Raw genomic sequence first — 20,146 nt, forward strand, 5'->3', positions numbered from 1 at the left:
GCTTTCGTCAATTCTGTTCATCATGGAACTCGCAGATGAGCCGGTTGACCTCGTCGGGGCTGGTGAGCTGCGGGAAGTGGCCTGCGTCGGGGACCTCCTCGTAACGGGAGTCGGGGATCAGGGCGTGCAGCAGGTGCGCGGTCTTGGCCGGGATGACGGTGTCGTACCGGCCCTGGACGATCAGGGTGCGCGCCCGGATCTCCGCCAGCCGGTCGCCGAGATCGGGACGCTCGGCGAACACGTCCAGGTAGCGCAGGCCGACCTGCGGGGCCATGCTCTCCGCGCGCAGCAGCAGCCGCATCAGGGCGGCCCGCCGCTTGCGCAGCCGCTTCGAGCCGCTGCCCTCGATGACCCGGTCGAAGTCCTGGGTGGCCACCACCTCCAGCTTGTCGATGTCGCCGACGCGGTTGCCGATGCGGCAGGAACTGCCGATCAGGATCAGCGACCCGGTGTCGTCCGGATGGGCCAGCGCGTACGCCAGGGCCACCAGGCCGCCGAACGACGCCCCGGCCACGTGCGCGGGGCCGCCCGCCACGTCGTGGCAGAGCCTGGCCAGGCCGTCGAGGGACAGGTCGGCGGCGGCCGTGGTCGCGCCCACCCCCGGATGGTGCACGGTCGTCACCCGGTAGCGGTGTGCCAGGCCCTCGAACTGCCGGGCGTAGACGCCTGCGCCGATGTTGAACGGGTGCATGAGCAGCAGCGGCGGTCCCGAGCCCGCGCTGAACAGCTCGACATCGCCGTCCCTGGTGGTGATGATCTCGTGCTCGACGTCGGGGTTGTGCTCGCGCAGGATCGCCAGGTTGGGGTTGTCCGCCGTCTTCCGACGGGTGTCCGTCTTCGTCCGGGTGGTGCCGGTGGGGGTGTCGTCGCCGAGGAGCGCGCCCAGGCGGGCGGCGGCGTCCTTGGCCTCCTCGACGCTGAGGCCGACCGGGACCGCCAGCCGTACCACGCCCTCGCGGCCGAAGTGCGGAGCACCCCTGATGCCCGTCTCGCGGGAGATCCGTACGTGGTCGGCGTCCTTGAGCAACACGCAGTGGCCGCCGGCCGGGCCCTCCAGCGGCACGCCCGACTCCGCCAGGCCCTGCCGGAGCGCCGCCACCGCCTCGGCGCGGGCGCGTACCTGCTCGACCACCGTCTCGCGGTCCTCCAGCGCGGCCGCGATGATCCGGCGGTTGGCCAGGCCGACGTCCCTGCCCCACGTCTCCAGCCGCTCGGCGACCCGTTGGCGCAGGGCCTCGTCGCGGGTGGCGAGCAGGCCGCCGAACGGCACCCCGAAGTTCTTGGACAGGCTGATCGTCGCGCTGTCGGCCGGTTCCAGGATCTCGCGGACGACCTCCCACACGTCCCGGCCGTCCGCGATCGCGACCGCGTTGTCCACCACGCGGGCGCCGTCGATCACCAGCGGCACGCCGTGCGCCGCCGCGACCTCCTTGACCGCGCGCAGGTTCGCCAGGGAGGTGGGCGCGCCGCCGGCCGCGTTGTTGCTCACCTCCACGCAGACGAACGACACCGGTTCGTCCCCTTCCAGTTCGGCCCGGAGCGCGTCGACGTCCATGTCCGGGCCGCCGGGGATCTCGACCGGTTTGAACCCGTTGTCGGTCAGGTTCAGGTACCAGGTGGGGAACAGGCCGTTGTGCGGCACCCGTCCCCGGCGGCCGGGCCACGAGCGGCACAGCAGCGCCTCGGCCGAGCGGCCGGAGCCCGTCGGGACCACGTGGGGGAACGGCAGGCCGTCGATCTCGGCGTCGGGGCGGGCGGCCGACCGGTCGGTCAGCCGCCGCAGCCGGTCGGCGATCCAGGGGGCGTCCAGCTCGGCCCAGGAGTCGGTGATCAGGTCGGTGGTGACCCGGTGGGCCTGGGCACGGGCGGGCTCGTCGGCGGGGGGCTGGTCGGCGGGGGACTCGTCGGCGGGGGGTCTGAGGTCCGGGTCGGCGATCATGAGGATGATCTCGGAGACCGGGGTGCGGTCCCGTCCTTCCGGCTGGCACAGGTAGATGGGCACGTTCACCGGCCGGAACTTGTTCTTGAACTGGAAGTTCCCCTCGCCGAAGATGCCCGCGGAACGCAGCTCGTCCAGCGCCTGCCGCACGTCCGGGGCGGCGTTGGCCGACTCCTCCGTCTCCACCCCGAAGCTCGCGCCGAAGCTGAACATCGTGCAGCCCTCGTCCACCAACTGCTCGACGACGCGCACGATCGCGAACTCCAGCCCGCCGAGCGGCATGCCCTGCGGGTAGAACTCGACGTCCAGCAGGTAGCCGTTCTCCGACGGGATCTTCGTGATGACGACGGCGTTGGCCACCTCGTCGTCCACGTAGGTGACGAAGACGCGGTGCCTGCGGTCCAGGCGGCCCTCCTCGATCTCCCGCCGGACCACCGACACGTACGGGTTGACCATCTGCTTGTGGCCGGACCACTCGTCCACCAGCCCGGCCAGCCTGCGGTCCATCGCGGGGTCGTCGCCCGAACGGTACTCGACCGTCCGGCACTCGCCCGCCTTGCCGAAGCGCCGCACCATGTAGCGCAGGCGTTCCATCCGCCCGCCCTTCAGGGTGAAGGAGCCCAGGTCGTCGAGCCGCTGTACGGCCCCGAACGGCGTCGCGCTGAACGGCTCCCCCGCCACCTCGCGCACCGGGAGGAGGGACAGGAAGTTCGGCCGCAGGCGGTGCGCCCTCGCGTACCGGGTGTACTCCTCGACCAGCTCGTGGAAGTACTCCTTGGAGCCCGCGTAGCTCCAGGCCAGCAGGTTGCCGCCGTGCTCGGAGACGTGCAGGTATCCCTTCCTGGCCGAGCCGACGAAGGCCAGCGGCGCGATGTCGCGCCCGGCCAGGCCGCCTTCCTTGGCATGGCGGCGGTCGATGTCGGCCACCAGCTCGCGCAGGTCCGGATGCCGGTACAGGTCCCGCTTCAGGACCACGGCCGGCTCGCCGTCCCGCGCCTGCGGCTCATGCGGGGCCGGTCCGTCCGGTTCCTCCGGGAGCCGTACGGACTCGGCGCCGTGCTCGTCGCGCAGGTGCGCGGCCAGCTCCGGGAGCGTGGGGTGGTCGAACAGCAGGGTCTTCTTCAGCGCGCCGACCTGCTTCTCCAGGACGCTCACCACGCGCAGCATCTCGAAGGAGGTGAGGCCGTTGTCGGCGAAGCTGCGGGCGGGGGTGAGCGGGCGGTCGGCGATCGAGCCGATTAGCCCTGTGAGCTGCTCCTCCAGCCCGTCCGGGGTCTCGTCCCGCACGCGATCGTGATCCTGACCCTGCTCGGGCTCGGGCTCGGGCTCGGCCTTGGCCTTGGCCTTGGCCTTGGCCTTGGCCTTGGGGGCTTCGATGGCGGATTCCACGGCGCGGGACAGGCGGTCCACGGTGTCGTACTCGTACAGTTCGGCTGCCTGGAGGTCGAGGGAGAAGACGGTGTTGATCGCCTTGACCAGTTCCATCCGGAAGATGGAGTCGAGTCCCAGTTCCTCGAAGGGGGTGTCCACGTCCACGCCGGCGGGGTCGGCGTCCAGGATCGTGGAGAGCCGTTCGCGCAACATCTCCTCCACCCCGGCGGGGGTTCCGGAGGGTGCGGGCGACGCTTCGGCTGGTTTCGGGGCCTTCGTCCGGTCGGCGGGGGCGGGGGCGGCCGGTGTGCCGCCGTTCTTGGTGGCGCGCAGGCGTACCCTCCCGTCGCCGGTCCGGTGGACGGCCCCGCCGTCCTGAGGGGCGGACCGGGCGGGGGCTGTGAACCAGTGCTCGACGCGGGCGAAGGGCGGGCCGGGCAGGGAGGCCCGTACCGGGCGCGGGCCCTGCCACAGCCGTGGCCAGTCCACCTCGCTGCCGGACACCCACGCCTGCGCGACGTCCTCCGGCGCGGTCCCCCACGGCGCGGGGGCGTCCTTGCGGGCGGTGCCCCTGTGCACGGTCCCGTCCGGCTCGCCGCTCAGCGCGCGGATCGCCTGCTCACGGTCCCGTACGACCACGGCGAGCCGTTCGGGCAGGTGGCGGCGTCCGATCTGGAGCGTCCAGACGACGCGGTCGAGGCCGATCTCCGGATGTGCCCGGAGGTACCGGGCGAGGCTCGCCGCGTACTCCTCCAGGGCCTCCCGGCCGGACGCCGACAGGACCAGCAACCGCGGCTCCTCCGCCGTCTCCGCCGGGTTGTCCTGCCGGTACGCCTCCAGCACGACGTGCGCGTTCGTGCCCCCGAAACCGAACGAGCTGACCCCCGCCACCCGGTCCGCCGCGTCCCACGGCGTGAGCCTCGTGTTGACGGCGAACGGCGTCCCCTCCAGTCGCACGTACGGGTTGGGGCGCTCGTAGTTGATCGTCGGCGGCAACGCGCCGTGGCGCATGCAGAGCAGCACCTTGAGCAGCCCGGCGATGCCGGCCGCCGCCTCCAGGTGGCCGATGTTGGCCTTCACGGAGGCGAGGGCGACGTGCGGGGCGTCCGGCGCGGGCCGTCCCCGGTCGGCGTACAGGCGGGCGAACGCCTTCTTCATGCCCTCGACCTCGATCGGGTCGCCGAGCCTGGTGCCGGTGCCGTGCGCCTCGATGTAGGTCACGCGGGCCGGATCGACGTCCGCCTTGCGGTAGGCGTCGTACAGGACGCGGGCCTGCGCCTCGGGGTTGGGCGCGGTGAGCGAGCTGGCCCGGCCCCCGTGGTTGACCGCGCTGCCCCGGACCACGGCGAGGATCTGGTCGCCGTCCTCCAGCGCCGCCTTCAGCGGCTTGAGCAGTACGGCTCCGCAACCCTCGCCCCGGCCGTAGCCGTCGGCGCGCTCGTCGAACGTCTTGCAGACGCCGTCCTGGCTGATCATGCCGGACTTCGCGAACGCGATGTAGAGCCCCGGGCTCAGCGTCAGGTTGACGCCGCCGGCGATAGCCGCCTCGCATTCGCCGTCCTCGATGGCGCGTACCGCGTGGTGCAGGGCGACGAGGGAGCTGGAGCAGGCGGTGTCGACCGCCTCGCTCGGGCCACGCAGGTCCAGCAGGTGCGAGACGCGGTTGGCCAGGATGCAGTCGGCCACGCCGCTGGCCGTGTGCGCCTCGACCGGTACGCCGTGCTCGCGCAGCAGGTCGTCGTAGTCGCACGCGGACACGCCCGCGAACAGGCCCGTACGGGTGCCGGCCAGGTCGGAGGGACGGTAACCGGCGTCCTCGACGGCCCGCCAGACGGTCTGCAGGAACAGCCGCTGTTGCGGGTCCATCATCGCCGCCTCCTTGGGCGAGATGCCGAACAGCGCAGCGTCGAAGGAGCGCACGTCGTCGATGAACCCGGCGCGGACGTTCGCCGTCGCGGGGTCGTCGCGCAGCTCGCGCCGGTCCTCGGGGACCGGGCGGGTCAGGTCGTGCCCTTCGGCCAGGTGGTGCCAGAAGTCGTCCAGGTCGGCGGAGCCGGGCAGGACGCCGGCCATGCCGACGACGGCGACGCCGTCGCGGGCCGGTGGGGAGGCCCCGGCGCCGGGCCGTGGGAGGGGGGCCACGGTCTCCGGCGCCGGGCCCGGCTCGTCGGCCCGCTCTGCGGCCCTCTCCACGGGCTTCTCGGGCTGTACGGGCTTCTCGGCGGGGGCGGGTGGGGTGTGGGCGGCGGCGATCTCGGACGGGTGCTCGGCGAGCAGGTGGTCGCAGAAGGTGGCCAGGTCGGTGGCCTCGAAGAGCACGGTCGGCAGCAGGTCCAGCTTGTACCGTTCGTTGACCTGGTCCACCAGCTCGGCCATGGAGATGGAGTCGAACCCCATGTCCATCAGCTCGGCGTCGAGGTCCACGTGCTCCTCGCCCACCAGCAGGAATCCGGCCGCCGCCCGGCGCAGCTCCGCCCGGACCGCCTCGATCAGATCGTCGCCGTCGCCGGATCCGGTCGTCTCCGGCGCGGACGCGGGCTCGCTCATCTCCATAACCTCGGATTCGGGGGTCGCGGGCGGCTGGGAGCGTTCGGCGGGGCCTTCGACCACCGCGAAGCTCGTCTCTGATCCGGCCAGCCCTCTGGTGAAGGCGGTGAGACCGGCGGCGGTGCCCAACGGGACGCTGCCCCACCGGCGTTCGAACAGGCGGCGGGTGGCGTCGTCCACCGTCATGCCGCCCTCCTCCCACAGCGGCCAGCCGACGGCGAGCGTCCGGCCGTGCCCGAGCCGCTCGCGCCGCTCGGCGAACCGGTTGAGGAAGGCGTTGGCGTAGGCGTAGTCGATCTGCCCGATGTTTCCGGTCTCGGCCGCCACGGACGAGAACAGCGCCAGGAAGTCCAGCGGCTGCCCGCGCAGGGCCTCGTCGAGCAGGACGGTGCCGAGGATCTTGGGGCTCAGGACGGCCCGCGTGTCCTCCGGACGTTTGCGTACGGCCCGGGCGTCCCGGTGGATCCCGGCGGCGTGGATGACGCCGTGGAAGGGGCCGTACCGGTCGAGCAGGTCGCGCAGCTCGTCGGCCGAGCAGACGTCGGCGCGCGTGTACACGGCGGGCAGCCCGGCGATCCGGCGGGCGATGTCGTCGCCGGGGTCGGAACGTCCCGTCAGGACCAGTCGCGCCGCGCCGCGCGCGGCGAGGAAGCGGGCGAAGGCCAGCCCGATGGCGCCCGCGCCCCCGGTGATCAGGTACGTGCCGTCCTGCCGGACGTCCAGCCCGGCCGGGGGCGGCTCGTACGGCTCCATGCCCTTCAGCAGGCGGGTGCCGTCGCGGTAGGCGACCTCGGAGACCCGCTGCTCGGGTACGGTCCCGGCGGCGGGGGCCCGCAGCTCGGCCGCGACCTGCGCCGGATCGGCCCCGGTGACGCACACGCCGGTGAACCCGGTGTGCTCCAGGGCCAGCGTTCGCAGCGCGGCGGCCAGGGCGGTGTGGTGCGGCTCGCCGGTCGAGGCCGACCCCACCACCCGCAACGGCCCCCCTTCACGCAGAACGGCCGTGGCCGTCCCGAGCAACACCTCGAACGCGGCCGTCCCGGGGAACGGGTCCGACGGCGCGATCACGATCGCGTCGGGGACGCGCGCCGGCCCGGCCTCCGTACGAGCGACACGCCCGGCCGACCCGCTGTCCTTCTCCCCATCCCCGGCTCGGACGTCGGCAGGAAGCGCGTCGCCGGGCCGGACCCGCACGCCTCCCAGCGCCTCGGCCAGCCGGTCGTCCTCGGTGATCACCAGGAGGGCGTCCGGCTCCCATGTCCCCTCGGGGAGGGGGGCCGGCGTCCAGGCGGGACGCAGGTAGGTGCACCGCGCATCCGCGTCTTCCCGGCCCGGCGACTCGCTCAGAGGATCCGGCACCGAACCCGGCCCGGGGCCGTGCTCGGGAACGTCCGGCTCGGGGCTGTGCTCGGTGGCAGGTGCGGCCACCACCCCAGGACCGGCCTCCGGGGCCGCCACCAAGGACGGGGTGGTCGTTGGGGGTGGCTGGTCGGAGGGGAGCCAGTAGCGGCGGCGGTCGAAGGGGTAGGGGGGCAGGGTGACGCGGCGCGGATGGGGGGCCGGCCATCTGGTCGCCCAGTCCACCCGGTCGCCCGAGACCCACCTCACCGCAAGCTCCCGCACGCCATCCGCCGCAGGCTCCCGTACGTCGTCCGCCGCACGCCCCCGTACGTCGTCCGCCGCACGCCCCCGCACGCCATCCGGCCCAGGCTCCCGTGCGTCGTCCGCCGGCGGGTCCGCGTCAGGCGTGCCCGCCCGCCGTACCCCGTCCTCCGAGGGGGCCTCGGGCTTGGGAGGGGCGGTAAGGGCGTTCTCGGCGTTGCCTTGGGTGGCGAAGGTGCGGAGGGTGGTGGTGAGGTCGTTCAGGGTGGTGGCGTGGACGGCCAGGCGTTCGGGGAGCTCGGCTCGTCCGACCTGGGTGGTGTAGGCGAGGTCCGCCAGCCCGGCCCGGCCGCTCGCCGCGAGGTCGGCGACCCGGCCCGCCATCGTACGGAGCTGGTCGCGGGTACGCGCCGAGAGCAGGATCACGTGCTCCCCCTCGTCGGCGGGCTCCGGCGTCGGCCCGGCGGAGGGCACGTACTCCTCCAGGACGACGTGCACGTTCGCCCCACCCGCGCCGAACGAGCTGACCCCCGCCCGGCGCGGGAACGTCTCGTCGCCCAGGACCGGACGCCGCCAGTCGGTCAGCCGCTCCGGCGGCCGGAAGGGCGACGCGGCGAAGTCGATCTTCGAGTTGGGGGTCTCCAGGTTCGCGCAGGGGGCCACCTGCCCGTGCTGGAACTGCAGCAGCACCTTCGTCAGCCCGGCGATGCCCGCCGCGCCCTCCAGGTGCCCGATGTTGGCCTTGACGGACCCGACCAGCCGCTCCACCCCGTCCCCGGGTCCGGAGCCAGGGGCGGGACCGAATGCTCGGGTCAGGCTGGCGATCTCGATGGGGTCGCCGAGTGCGGTGCCCGTGCCGTGCGCCTCGACGTAGGAGATGGTCCGCGGGTCCAGGCCGGCCCGCCGTACGGCCTCCGACACCAGGTCGGCCTGCGCGCCCGGGTTCGGCACGGTGTAGCCCGCGGTCTTCCCCCCGGCGTTGGCGAAGGCTCCCTTGATGACGCCGTAGATCCGGTCACCGTCCGCCTCGGCGTCGGCCAGGGGCTTGAGCAGCACCGCCCCGACGCCCTCACCCGGTACGAACCCGTCCGCCGCCTCGTCGAACACCTTGCAGGCGCCGTCGGCGGCGAGCATGTTCAGCGAGCAGAGCGCGACGAAGTGGGCGGGATGCAGGATCAGGTTCACGCCGCCCGCGATGGCCTGCGAGCATTCGCCGCGCCGCAGGCTCTCGCAGGCGAGCTGGACCGCGGTCAGCGAGGACGAGCAGGCCGAGTCGACGGCCAGGCTCGGCCCGCGCAGGTCGAAGAAGTACGACACCCGGTTGGCGATCGACCAGTACGCCGAGTGCGCCCCGGCGTACCGGCCGTGCGGCCAGCCCTCGGCGGCCGCCATCCGGCCGTAGGAGCCGTACATGGTGCCGACGAAGACGCCGGTGCGCGGCTGCTTGGTGTGCTCGCTCAGGTAGCCGGCGTCTTCGAGCAGGGTCCAGGCGGTCTCCAGGAACAGGCGTTCCTGCGGGTCGGTGATCTCGGCGTCGCGCGGCAGGATGCCGAAGAACGACGCGTCGAACTCCTCCACCCCCTCGATGAAGCCGCCCCACTTGCTGTAGGTGCGCTGCTTGCGTCCGCGTTTGGGGTCGTACAGGGCGTCCAGGTCGAAGCGGTCGGCCTCGGTGATGCAGTTCGCGCCGTTCGCGAGGTTGCGCCAGAAGGCGTCCAGGTCGGGGGAGGCCGGGTAGCGGCCGGTCACCGCGACCACGGCGATGTCGAGGGCCTGCGAGGCGGGTTCGCGCCGCGGCGCGGCCCGTGCGGGCTCCTCCCGCGCGGGCTCGTGTCCGAGGGCCGCGCGCAGGCGGTCGCCGTGCTCGTTCTCCAGGTACGTGCCCAGTTCCTCGATCGTCAGGTTCTCGAACAGCAGGGTGGACGGCAGCGGGCCGAGGTCCTGCTCGAAGCGGTGGATGACGTTCTGGCTCACCAGCGAGTCGATGCCGAAGGTCTCGAACGTGGCGCGTTCGTCCAGGTCGGCGGTGCCGTACTTGAGCACCTCGGCGAACACCCGCTTGACGTAGTCGCGGGCGCCGCCGGCGGAGGCCGTCTCGCCCACCAGGACGCACTGGTCGAGCTCGGCGACGGGCGTGCCGGGGATGCCCAGCGTACGGGCGGGGGTGAGCCCGGCGTCCCTGAACGCCTGCTGCCACTGGACCGCGCCGAGCAGCGGGCTGTGCGGCAGGCGCCGCTCCTCGTCGGCGAAGCGCCACCAGCCCGGCGTCAGCCCGAACGTGAGGGTCAGGAAGTCGGCCGCCCGCGTCACCTCGTTGACCAGCAGCCGCCCGCCGGGACGCAGCAGCGCCGCGGCGTTGCGCAGCGTCCGGCCGACGTCGGCGGTGGCGTGCAGCACGTTCGTGGCCAGCACGACGTCGTACGCCCCGGTCTCGAAGCCCTGCTCGGACGGGTCCCGTTCCACGTCGAAGAGGGCGAGGACGACGTCCGGGCGGTGGCGTGCGCCGAACTCGCGCTCGCCGTGGCGCAGGAACCCGGCCGAGATGTCGGTGTAGGTGTACTCGACGTCCTGGCCTTCGAGGGCGTCCAGGACGAAACCGGTGCTCGCCCCCGTACCGGCCCCGATCTCCAGGACGCGGCGGGGGGCGCCGCGGGCGACCTCGCCGGCGAGCAGGCGGTTGAAGTGGTCCGAGACCGCCTGTCCCTTGTAGACCTGTTCGACCAGGCTCATCGAGCCGCCGGGGAACAGCACCTCCATGGGGTCGCGCTCGCCCGCCAGCACGCCGGGCAGCGCCTCGACGCACGCGGTCAGCAGCCTGACGTGCGGCTCCAGGTCGGGGAACCTGGCCGTCACCTCCTCCGGCTCGGGCGTCCGCGCCGGGCGTTCCAGCAGGTCGAGCACGGCGGCGTGCAACCGGCCGCGGTCCGGCCGGACGTCCCGGACGGCGCGCACCCGGTCCGCCGAGCGGCGCAGCAGTCCGCGGGCCAGCTCGTCCAGCGCGGCGAACGCCACTCGCGCCCGATCGAGCTCCCCACGCCCCGCATCGGAAGCGTGACCGTCATCGGGAGCGCGGATGCCGATGCGGGCCAGGCCCTCCGGTTCCGCCTTGACGACGAGCGCCTGCCCGGCCCCCGCCCTGAGGACCGCCGCCAGCGCCGCCATGCCCTCCTCGGGCTCGATCGAGGCGATGCCCAGCTCGGCGAACCTGTCGTCGTAGCCGCCGCCCGACACCGCGCCGACACTCCCCCAGTACCCCCAGTTGATCACGCTCACCGGCAGGTCCCGCAGGCTCAGCGCGTAGGCGTCCTCGAACGTGCTGGCGGCCGCGTAGTTCGCCTGCCCGCCCACCTCGACGAACGAGGCCGCCGAGGAGAAGTAGGCCAGGAAGTCGGGCGTCCGGCCGGCGAACTCCTCGGTGAACTTCTCGGCGAACACGGCCGCCCCGGCGACCTTGGGCGAGAGCACCTCGGCGAACGCGTCGTCGTCCATGTTGGCGAGCGTCATGTCGCGCAGCACCAGGGCGGCGTGGAAGGCGCCGTGGATCTCGCCGTACCGCTGGCGTGCCGCCTCGACGGCCCTGCCGAACGCGGCCCGGTCGGCGACGTCGGCCCGCAGGTACACGGCCTGCCCGCCGAGCGAGTCGATCTCGGCGAGCTGCGCGCGGATCTCCGGCGTGAGCTCGCGGCGGCCGACGAGCGCCAGCCGGGCGCCGACGGTGGCGGCGAGGTGCCTGGCCAGTGTGCGGCCGAGCCCGCCCGTCCCGCCCACGATCAGGTACGTCCCGCCGTCCCGGTACGGGCCGCCGCCCTCCAGGTCCAGGGGCAGGGGTTCCAGGGTGCGGACGTACCGGTGGCCGTCGCGCAGCGCGACCAGGTCGTCGGCGCAGCTCTCGGCTCGTACCAGGCGGGCGAGGTCGGCCAGGTCCGCCGGGTCGGTCGGGTCGGCGGGGGCAGTCGGGTCGGCGGGAGGCGGCGGCGCGGCGCCCACGTCGATGGCGGCGACGGTCCAGTGCGGGTGCTCGGCGGCCACCGCCCTGGTCAGGCCGATCACGCCCGCCGCGTGCGGGACGATCTTCTCGTCCCCGACCCGTACGGCTCCGGCGAGGACCACCTTCACCGTCGGCGCCCATCCGCCCCCGCCCTGCTCCGACAGCCGCTTGAGCAGGCGGAACACGTCGCGGGTGGTCGGGTCGCCGGCCGGTGGGCCGTCCGGGCCCGTCGTGGCGAGGATGTAGACGGTGTCGTACCGTCCCTCCGGGGGGACGGGGGAGGCCAGCGGCGCCAGGCGGCCGTCCGTGTGTGTGGCCAGCAGCGCGCGGGCCAGCGGCTCGGCGGCGGGCGTGTGCGACACGAGCGCCCGCCCACCACCGGCTCCGGCAGTCGCCGCCGTTTCCGGGGTCGCCGCCCTCCGCCAGACCGGCGCGTAGATCATGCCTTCCGCCGTAGCGCGGGGGGTGGCGCCGGCCGGTCGGGGGCGTAGGACGACCCCCCGGAACTCGGCTCTGACCTTCCCTTCCGCGTCGGCGAGCCGGACCGTGTACCCGTCACGGCCGCCGTCGGTCACATGGGCGTGGGCGGGGCCGGTGAACGGCCCGTCCAGCTCGGCAGACTCCACGCTGAACGGCATCGCGGGCCCGGCGTCCTCGGTACGCAACACCGCGATGGTCTGCAGGGCGCCGTCCAGCAACGCTTCCCAGTCCGCTCCGGCACGCAGGACGCCGAGGGCCTCGCCGTCGCCGACGCGGACCTCGCGCAGCACCCGGAACCCGGGCCCGTAGTGCAGCCCGGCGCGGTCGAAGGCCCGGTAGAGGTCGTCGGCCGAACGGCTGCCCGTGCAGCGCGCCCCGATCTCCCCGAGGTCCAGCCGCCGCCGTGGGCCGTCCGCGCGTACCAGGGCGCCACGCGCGTGACCGTCCAGCTCGAAGCCGCCGTCGTCGTGCAGCGTGACCTCCAGGGGACGGGCCTCGCGCACCTCGTACGGACGCAGCCACCGAACCCGCTCGAACCGCACCGGCCCGGACACCCCGCCGCGCCGCGCCGCGATCGTCAGGAGGGCCACGCCGGGCAGCACGGGGACGCCGTCGATCAGGTGATCGGCCACCAGCCGGTCATCGGGACGGATGTGCTCCTGCCGGGCGGCCCGCGCCGGACGGCCGTCGCCCCCGACCCAGTGACGCCGGTCGCCCGCGAACGGGTACACCGGCAGCGGCACCCGCCGCCCGCCCGACGTCAGGTCGTCCCAGCGGAGGTCGTCCCCGGCCGTGTAGCGGTCGGCGCGGCGGCCCGCCTCGCCGCGTGCGGGGCGGGGGCCGTCGCGGAGCTGGGCGCGCAGATCAGCGAGGTCCCCGGTCACGTATGCGATCCGGGCCCCGGCCAGGTGCGGCCTGCCGACGGCGAGCGTACGGGCGACGTCGCGCACGTCCAGCTCGGGGTGGGCGTCGAGATGGCCGGCCAGGTCGGTGCGCAGCCGTGCCAGCGCGGGTTCGTCCGCGGCCGACAGGGGGACGACGACGTCCTCGCCGCCGCCGGTACGCGGTTCGCGGGCGGGCGCCTCGGCGACCACGAGGTGGCAGTTGGTGCCGCTGAAGCCGAAGCTGCTCACGGCCGCCACCCGCTCGCCGGAGCCGCCGGCCGTCCAGGGCGACAGTTCGGTGACCACTTCGAGCGCGCCGTCCGCGAAGTCGATCTTCGGGTTGGCCCGGACGAACCCCGGCGAAGGCGGCAACTGCCGATGCCGCAACGCCAGCAACGTCTTGAGCAGCCCGCCGATCCCGGCCGCCATCGTGGTGTGGCCCACGTTCGCCTTGAGCGACCCGATGCGGCACGGGCGTTCGCGGTCCGTGCCGAACACCTTCGCCAGCGCCTTGACCTCGATCGGGTCGCCCAGTTCGGTGCCGGTGCCGTGCGTCTCGACGTAGTCGACCACGCCGGGATCGATCCCGGCCCGCCGGTGCACCTCGGTGAGCAGTTCCGCCTGCGAGGAGGCACTGGGGGCGGTGATGCCGTTCGTCGCGCCGTCGCCGTTGACGCCGCCGGCCCGGATGACGCCGTGCACGTGGTCGCCGTCCGCCAGCGCCCGGTCCAGGCGCTTCAGCACGACCACGCCGACGCCCTCGCCCAGCACGATGCCGTCGGCCGACTCGTCGAACGGCGCGCAGGTGCCGGTCGGCGAGAGCATCCCGGCCTTGCTGCACCAGATGTGCATCCTCGGGGTGTTCATCACCGCCACCCCACCCGCGATCGCCGCCTCGCACTCGCCGCGCCGGATGCTCTCGCAGGCCAGGTGCACGGCCACCAACGAGGACGAGCACGCGGTGTCCACCGCCATGGTCGGCCCGCCGAAGTCCAGCAGGTACGCGATCCGCGCGGGCAACACCGACGAGGCGTTGCCGAGGAAGGCGTGCCCGGTGTCGTCGCGCCCGGCCGCGGCGAGCAGGCTCGCGTAGTCGCCGGCGCCGCAGCCCACGAAGCATCCCCACGGCCTGCGGCCGGATCTGCCGGCGTAACCGGCGTCCTCCAGGGCGTGCCACGCCTCCTGGAGGAAGAGGCGTTGCTGCGGGTCCATCGTCTCGGCTTCCAGGGGCGAGATGTTGAAGAAGCCCGCGTCGAAGGCGTCGACGTCGGTGAGCATGGCCGCCCACTTGCTGTACGTCCTGCCCGGGGCCATGCGGTCGGCGTCGTACACCGCCGACACGTCGAACCGTTCGGGGGGCACCTCCCGGATGCTGCACCGTCCCTCCGCCAGGTTGTCCCAGAACGTCCGGAGGTCGGGGGCGTCCGGGAAACGGCCGGCCATGCCGATGACGGCGATCTCCGTGCCGTCCCCGTCCCGCGCCGGAGGCTTCCCCGCGGGACGCACCTCCTCCAGGGTGACCGTGCCGGGTCGCGCGGGCGCCTTCCGGGCCTCCGTTCCCGGTTCGGTACGGTCACCGTCGAGCGAGGGCAGCCGCACCTGCCCCTCCCGCTCCGAAGTCTCGACCTGCTCGGCCTGCTCGGGCGGGGCGGTGGGTTCGGCGGCGGGCGGGACGTTCAGGCTGTCGGCCGCGGCGGCGTCGCGGACGGCGTCCACCAGGGCGGGGACGGTCGGGTGGTCGTAGACGGCGACGGAGTCCAGGTCGAGGCCGAAGCTCCGGTTCAGGTCGCGGACGATCTCCACGGCCCCGATCGAGTCCAGGCCCATCTCGCTGAAGCTCAACGCGTCGTCCACCTCGTGGGCCTCCAGGTAGAGGTGGTTCATGAGCGTCCCCTCGATGACCCGTCGCACCTCCACCGGCTCAGGCCCGACGCCCGCGGGAGCGGGCGAGGCAGGCGCGTCCGCGGACCTGGCGTCCGTAGCCGCAGGGCGGACGGACGTGGCAGCGGGGCGGGCAGGCGTGGGGTGGGGCTGCCCGAGCTGGATGCTGCCGGGCCCGTCCTTGGTGGCGGGCGGTTTGGGGGAGTCGGCGCGGAAGGTGTCCACCTTGGTGAAGTAGTCGTCGACGCGGGCCAGCGACTCCTCCCCCAGCACGCGTTCGTGCATCCCCGACTCCCCCGCGATGACGCCGGAGAGCCGGTCGAGCACCCGTCCGGCCAGCTCGGACTTGAGCGCCCGCAGCGCGGGCAGCGGCAGCGCGGCGATCGAGCGGGCATGCCTGAGCGCCGCCTTCAGCACCGCGTCCTGCGGCAGTACGGTCACCCCCGCGCCCCGCCGGGCCAGCTCCTCGCCCGTGACGGAACGGCCGGTGTAGAGCATCTCGTACGCCACCGACCGGCCCAGCCGCTCCTCAAGGATGTACGTCGCCCCCATCCCCGGCGTGAACCCGAACTTCATGAAGTTGGCGCTGTAGACGCCTTCGGCGGCCATGACGACGAGGTCGGCGAACAGCCCGAAGGCCAGCCCGCCACCCGAGGCGTGCCCCTGGACGGCGGCGATGACCGGCCGGTCGCACCGCAGCAGCCCTTCGTACAGGAACGGCACGTCCGTGAAGCGTCCCTGGCCGCCCGCGAGCGTACGCAGCGCCTCGGGCGTGGCGCCCATGCTGAAGACGTTGCCGCTGCCGGTGAGGACGACCGCCTTGACGTCCTCGCGCCCGGCGATCTCGGCGAACACGGCCTGGAGGTCGTCGATGAGCTCCCTGGTGAACATGGACGCCCCCGCCCCCATCACCACCAGCGCCACCCCTTCGGGCAGCACCTCGAACCGCACCCCTTCCCCGTCCGGCACGAACTCCCCGACCGCGACCCGCGGCCCGGCGGGCGACCCGGCGTACGCGGGGGACGACTCGACGGGCGCGGCGGACGGCTCGGCGGGCTCGGCGGATGTGGTGCGCTGCCAGCGTCCGAGCCAGCACGACTCCTCCTGGAACGGGTAGACCGGCAGCGACACCCGCCGCCCGCCGTCGTGGCACTCACCCCACGGCACCCGCGCTCCCCCTGCCCAGGCCGCCGCCACCTCCTCCAGCCGCCCGGCACGGAACAGCCGCACACACTCCTCCGCCGTCGGCGTCCCGTCCCCGCCGCCGTCCCCGCCGCCGGAGCCGGTGAAGGCACGGGGGCCGGGACTCTCACCCCGCCCGTACGCCTCCAGCCCCGCCCGCAGCTCGGCCACGTCCTCCACGACGAGCGCCAGCCGCGCCGCCATGCCGGTACGGCCGACCTGCGAGGTGTAGGCGAGATCGGCCAGGGCCGTTCCACGCCCAGCCGAACCGCCGACAGTCTCCACGGCGCTCACGCTGCCGACAGCGCTCACGCTGCCGACTGCGCTCACAGTGTCGACCGCGCTCACAGTGTCGACCGCGCTCACGGTGTCGTCCAGCGAGAGTCCCTGCCCGAGCTGGATCAGCGCGGCCGGGTCGAGGCCGAGGTCGCCCAGCGAGTCGGCGGGATCGAGCTGGTCGGCGGGTACGCCGAGCAACGCGGCCACCCGTTCCACGCCCCCGGCCGGGCCGCCCTGGCTTTCGGCCGAGCCGCCCTGCGACAGGAAGCCGGTCCAGGCGCGGGCGTAGTCGCGCAGCGCCTCGGGCGTACGGGCGGAGAGCACGAAGAGACATGGTCCGTCCGGGCTCGCCGCGAAGGCGGGTTCCGTGTGCTCCTCGACCAGGACGTGGGCGTTCGTACCGCCCGCGCCGAACGCGCTGACCCCCGCCCGCCGGGGCGTTCCGTCGGCGCGGTTCCAGGGTTCGAGCGCGCGCTGCACGTGGAAGGGCGTGTCATCGAAGTCGATCTTCGGGTTCAGCTCCTCCGCGTGCAGGGACGGCACCAGTTGCCCGTGCTGGAGCTGCAGCAGCACCTTGGTGAGCCCGGCGATCCCGGCGGCGCCCTCCAGGTGGCCGATGTTGGACTTGACCGAGCCGATCGCGCAGTCCGCGTCCGACGGCAGGGCCTGGCGCATGCCCTCGACCTCGATCGGGTCGCCGAGCGAGGTGCCTGTGCCGTGCGCCTCGATGTAGCCGATGCTCGCCGGGTCCCAGCCGGACCTGCGGACGGCCGTACCGATGAGCGCGGCCTGCGAGCGCGGGCTCGGGACGGTGGCGCCGCTGGTCCTGCCGGTGTGGTTGACGGCGGTGGCGGCGATGACGCCGTAGATGTGGTCGCCGTCCTCCAGTGCCCGCGACAGCGGCCTGAGCAGGACGGCCCCGACGCCTTCGCCGGGGACGTACCCGCTGCCGCCGGCGCCGAAGGCGCGGCACCGGCCGTCCTCCGACAGCCAGTGTCCCTGGGCGAGTTGCAGGTACTTCTGCGGATGGACGGTCGCGTTCACGCCGCCGGCCAGGGCGAAGCCGCACTCTCCGCGCCGCAGGCTCTCCACGGCCAGGTGCACGGCGGTCAGGGAGGAGGAGCAGGCGGTGTCCAGCGCGATGCTCGGCCCGTGGAGGTCGAAGGTGTAGGAGACGCGGTTGGCGATGGAGGCGTGCATGGCGGTGGGGGCGACGCCGCCCTCCCCGCCCTCGACGAGCTGGTAGTGGTTCCACATCACGCCCGCGAACACGCCGACGCTCTCGTCCGACAACGTCTCCGGCGGGTGGCCGGCGTCCTCCAGGGTGTGCCAGCAGGTCTGGAGGAACAGCCGTTCCTGCGGGTCCATACGTTCGGCGTCGCGGCGGGAGATGCCGAAGAAGGCGGGGTCGAAGCGGTCGACGCCGTCGAGGAAGCCACCCCATTTGCCGTACGTCCTGCCTTCGGCGCCCTTCTCGGGGTCGAAGATCTCGTCGTGGTTCCAGCGGCCGTCCGGGATCTCCTCGATGCAGTCGCGGCCGTCGGCGAGGTTGCGCCAGAAGGCGCGCAGGTCCGGCGCCTGGGGGTAGCGCCCGGCCAGGCCGACGACGGCGATGGGCTCGCCGGCCCACGCCACCGGCTCCCCTGCCGCCGACTGTCCCACCGACCGTCCCGTCGGTCGTGCCATCGGTTCCCGGGTGGGCCCGCCCGGCTCCGGCGGCGGGGCCGGCAGGAGGGTGGGGACGCGCGCGGCGTCGCCGTGCAGCACCGTCAGGACGTCCTCCGGGCCGCACAGGGCGCGGTCGAGCACGTCGAAGGCGGCCTCGCCGGGCAGCGGGACCATCCCGGTGGCCGCGCGGGAGCGCTCGATCGTCTCCGGCCCGACCCGCATCCCGCCCTCGGCCCAGTACGGCCACGCCACGGCCAGGGTCCGGCCCGGCCGGTCCGCCCGCGCCGCCCGCCGCCGGGCGAACGCCTCCAGGTACGCGTTCGCGAAGGCGTAGTCGGCCTGCCCCGGGTTGGCCAGATGCGCCGAGACGGACGAGAACACCACGAAGCAGTCGAGATCATCGTCCTTGGTCGCGGCGTCGAGGTGCCGCACGCTCAGGGCCTTGGCCGCCACCACGTCCCGGATGTCGGCGGCCCGCTTGCCGGGGTAGAGCCCGTCGCGGTTGACGCCGGCGCAGTGGACCACGCCGTCGATGCGGCCGTGGCGCTCGCGTACCGTGGCGAGGGCACGTTCGACCTCGTCCCGGTCGGTGAGGTCGGCGGCGATCTCCGCGCTCCTGCTGACGGGCACGGCCCTGGCCTGGTGGCGGCGTTCCAGGTGGTCGGCGAGCAGCCGGCCGATCCCGCCCGTGCCGCCGGCGATCACGTACACGCCGCCCTTCCTGAACGGGACGGCGCCGCCACTCTCGGGCGGATCGGCCGGGAGCCGGCGGCGGACCAGGCGCTCACCGCGTACGTAGCGGATCTCGGGCTCGGCGGAGGCGTCCCTGAGGGCGGCGTCCGGTGCGGTGTCGTCCAGGCGGATGGCGCGGCAGCGGATCAGCGGTGTCTCGGCGCTGATCGTCCTGGCCAGCGCGCCGACGGCGTCGTGGGCGGGGTCGTCGCCGGTGTACGCGTACGTGAGGGTGACCTGTTGGTCCGGTTTCGTGGCGAGGACGGCCTTCGCCGTCTCCCAGACGGCCAGGCAGGGGTCGGCGGGCTCGCCCGTCGTGCCACGAATGAGGAGATGACGGGATCCGTCGGGACGGGCGCCGGAGGTGATCTCGCGGTACTCGCCGGGATCGTCGCCGTCAGGGGACATCGGCACCCATACGTCACGGAAGCACCGCGTCTCACCATCATCCGACACCAGGTCCGGGGCCGGGTTCGGGTTCGGCTGGGTCAGGTCGTAGGTGGCGGACAGATGGGCGGCGAGGGTGTCGATGTCGCCGTACTCGAAGAGCAGCGTCGGGTAGAGCCGCTGCCCGACGATCTTCTCCAGCCGCTCGCTGAGGTCCACGAGCGTGACCGAGTCCAGGCCGAGGTCGTAGAAGCCGGTGTCGGTGGGCACCTCGCCGGGAGCGCGGCCGAGTGGCCCGGCGACGAGCGCGCGCAGGTGGCCGACCAGGTCGCCGGAGCCGCTGTGGCTCGTGGCGGTCGGCCGCGGCCGTACGGGGTCGTCGAGCAGCCGCTCGATCAGCCGGGGCGACCTGATGCGCTTGCACGACAACCCGCCGAACCCGGCGACGAACCGTCCCTGCTCGTCGTACAGCCCGAAGTCGTTGGTGATCACGTCGCCGGACGGCGCGATGCTCTCCGGGCGCGGCGCGTACACGTGGAAGGCGGCGCCGAGCCGCCGGGGCGCCCGGAACTCGGCGATGTAGACGGGGATGAACGGTTCCTCCCCCGACGCCTGCGTCTGGCCCAGCCCGGCCAGCGTGGCCGCGTCCAGGCGGGCGGGGTGCAGGTGGAAGCCCTCGTGGCCGGGAGCGGGCGACTCCTGCCGCAGCTCGGCGAGCAGGTAGCCGTCGCCGTGGTGCAGCCGTCCCGCGCACTTCATCGGCTCGCCGTGGTTGATGTCCTCGGCCCTGGCGCGGGCGTACAGGTCCTCCATGTCGCCCTGCCGCCGCGCGTCCCGCCGGAGCGCGTCCACGTCGATCGGGCCGGGCGCGGGGCCGGTGGGCATGCCCAGCTTGCCGGTGAGGTTCCGCCGCCAGCCGGACAGCGGCGTCCCGTCCCTGCTCCAGCGGCTCTCCGCCCGTACGTCCTCGCCGTCCACGGTGACACGGAGCTCGCGGTCGGCCTCCGGCCTGGTGACGATCGCCTCGGTGAACAGCACCTCACGCAGGACGATCTCGGCGGGATCGCGCCCGGTCGCGATCAGCGTACGGAACACGAGATCGAGGAACGTCACCCCGGGCATGACGGAGATGTCGTGCACCCGGTGGTTCCGCATGATGAAGTCGGAGTGCTTCAGCGTGGTGTGACACTCGATCGCGGGCATGGA

Annotated in this window: 1 protein-coding gene; it reads right to left on the bottom strand. The window is 73.7% G+C overall.

Annotated elements, in window-relative coordinates; genetic code table 11:
• Positions 1-7 precede the first annotated feature (7 nt).
• Positions 8-20,143, bottom strand: a complete 20,136-nt coding sequence (locus IEZ27_RS25035; RefSeq protein WP_189649475.1) for an SDR family NAD(P)-dependent oxidoreductase — start codon at positions 20,141-20,143, stop codon at positions 8-10.
• Between the last annotated feature and the right edge of the window lie 3 nt (positions 20,144-20,146).

The organism is Nonomuraea spiralis (assembly GCF_014648435.1).
GTDB lineage: Bacteria > Actinomycetota > Actinomycetes > Streptosporangiales > Streptosporangiaceae > Nonomuraea > Nonomuraea spiralis.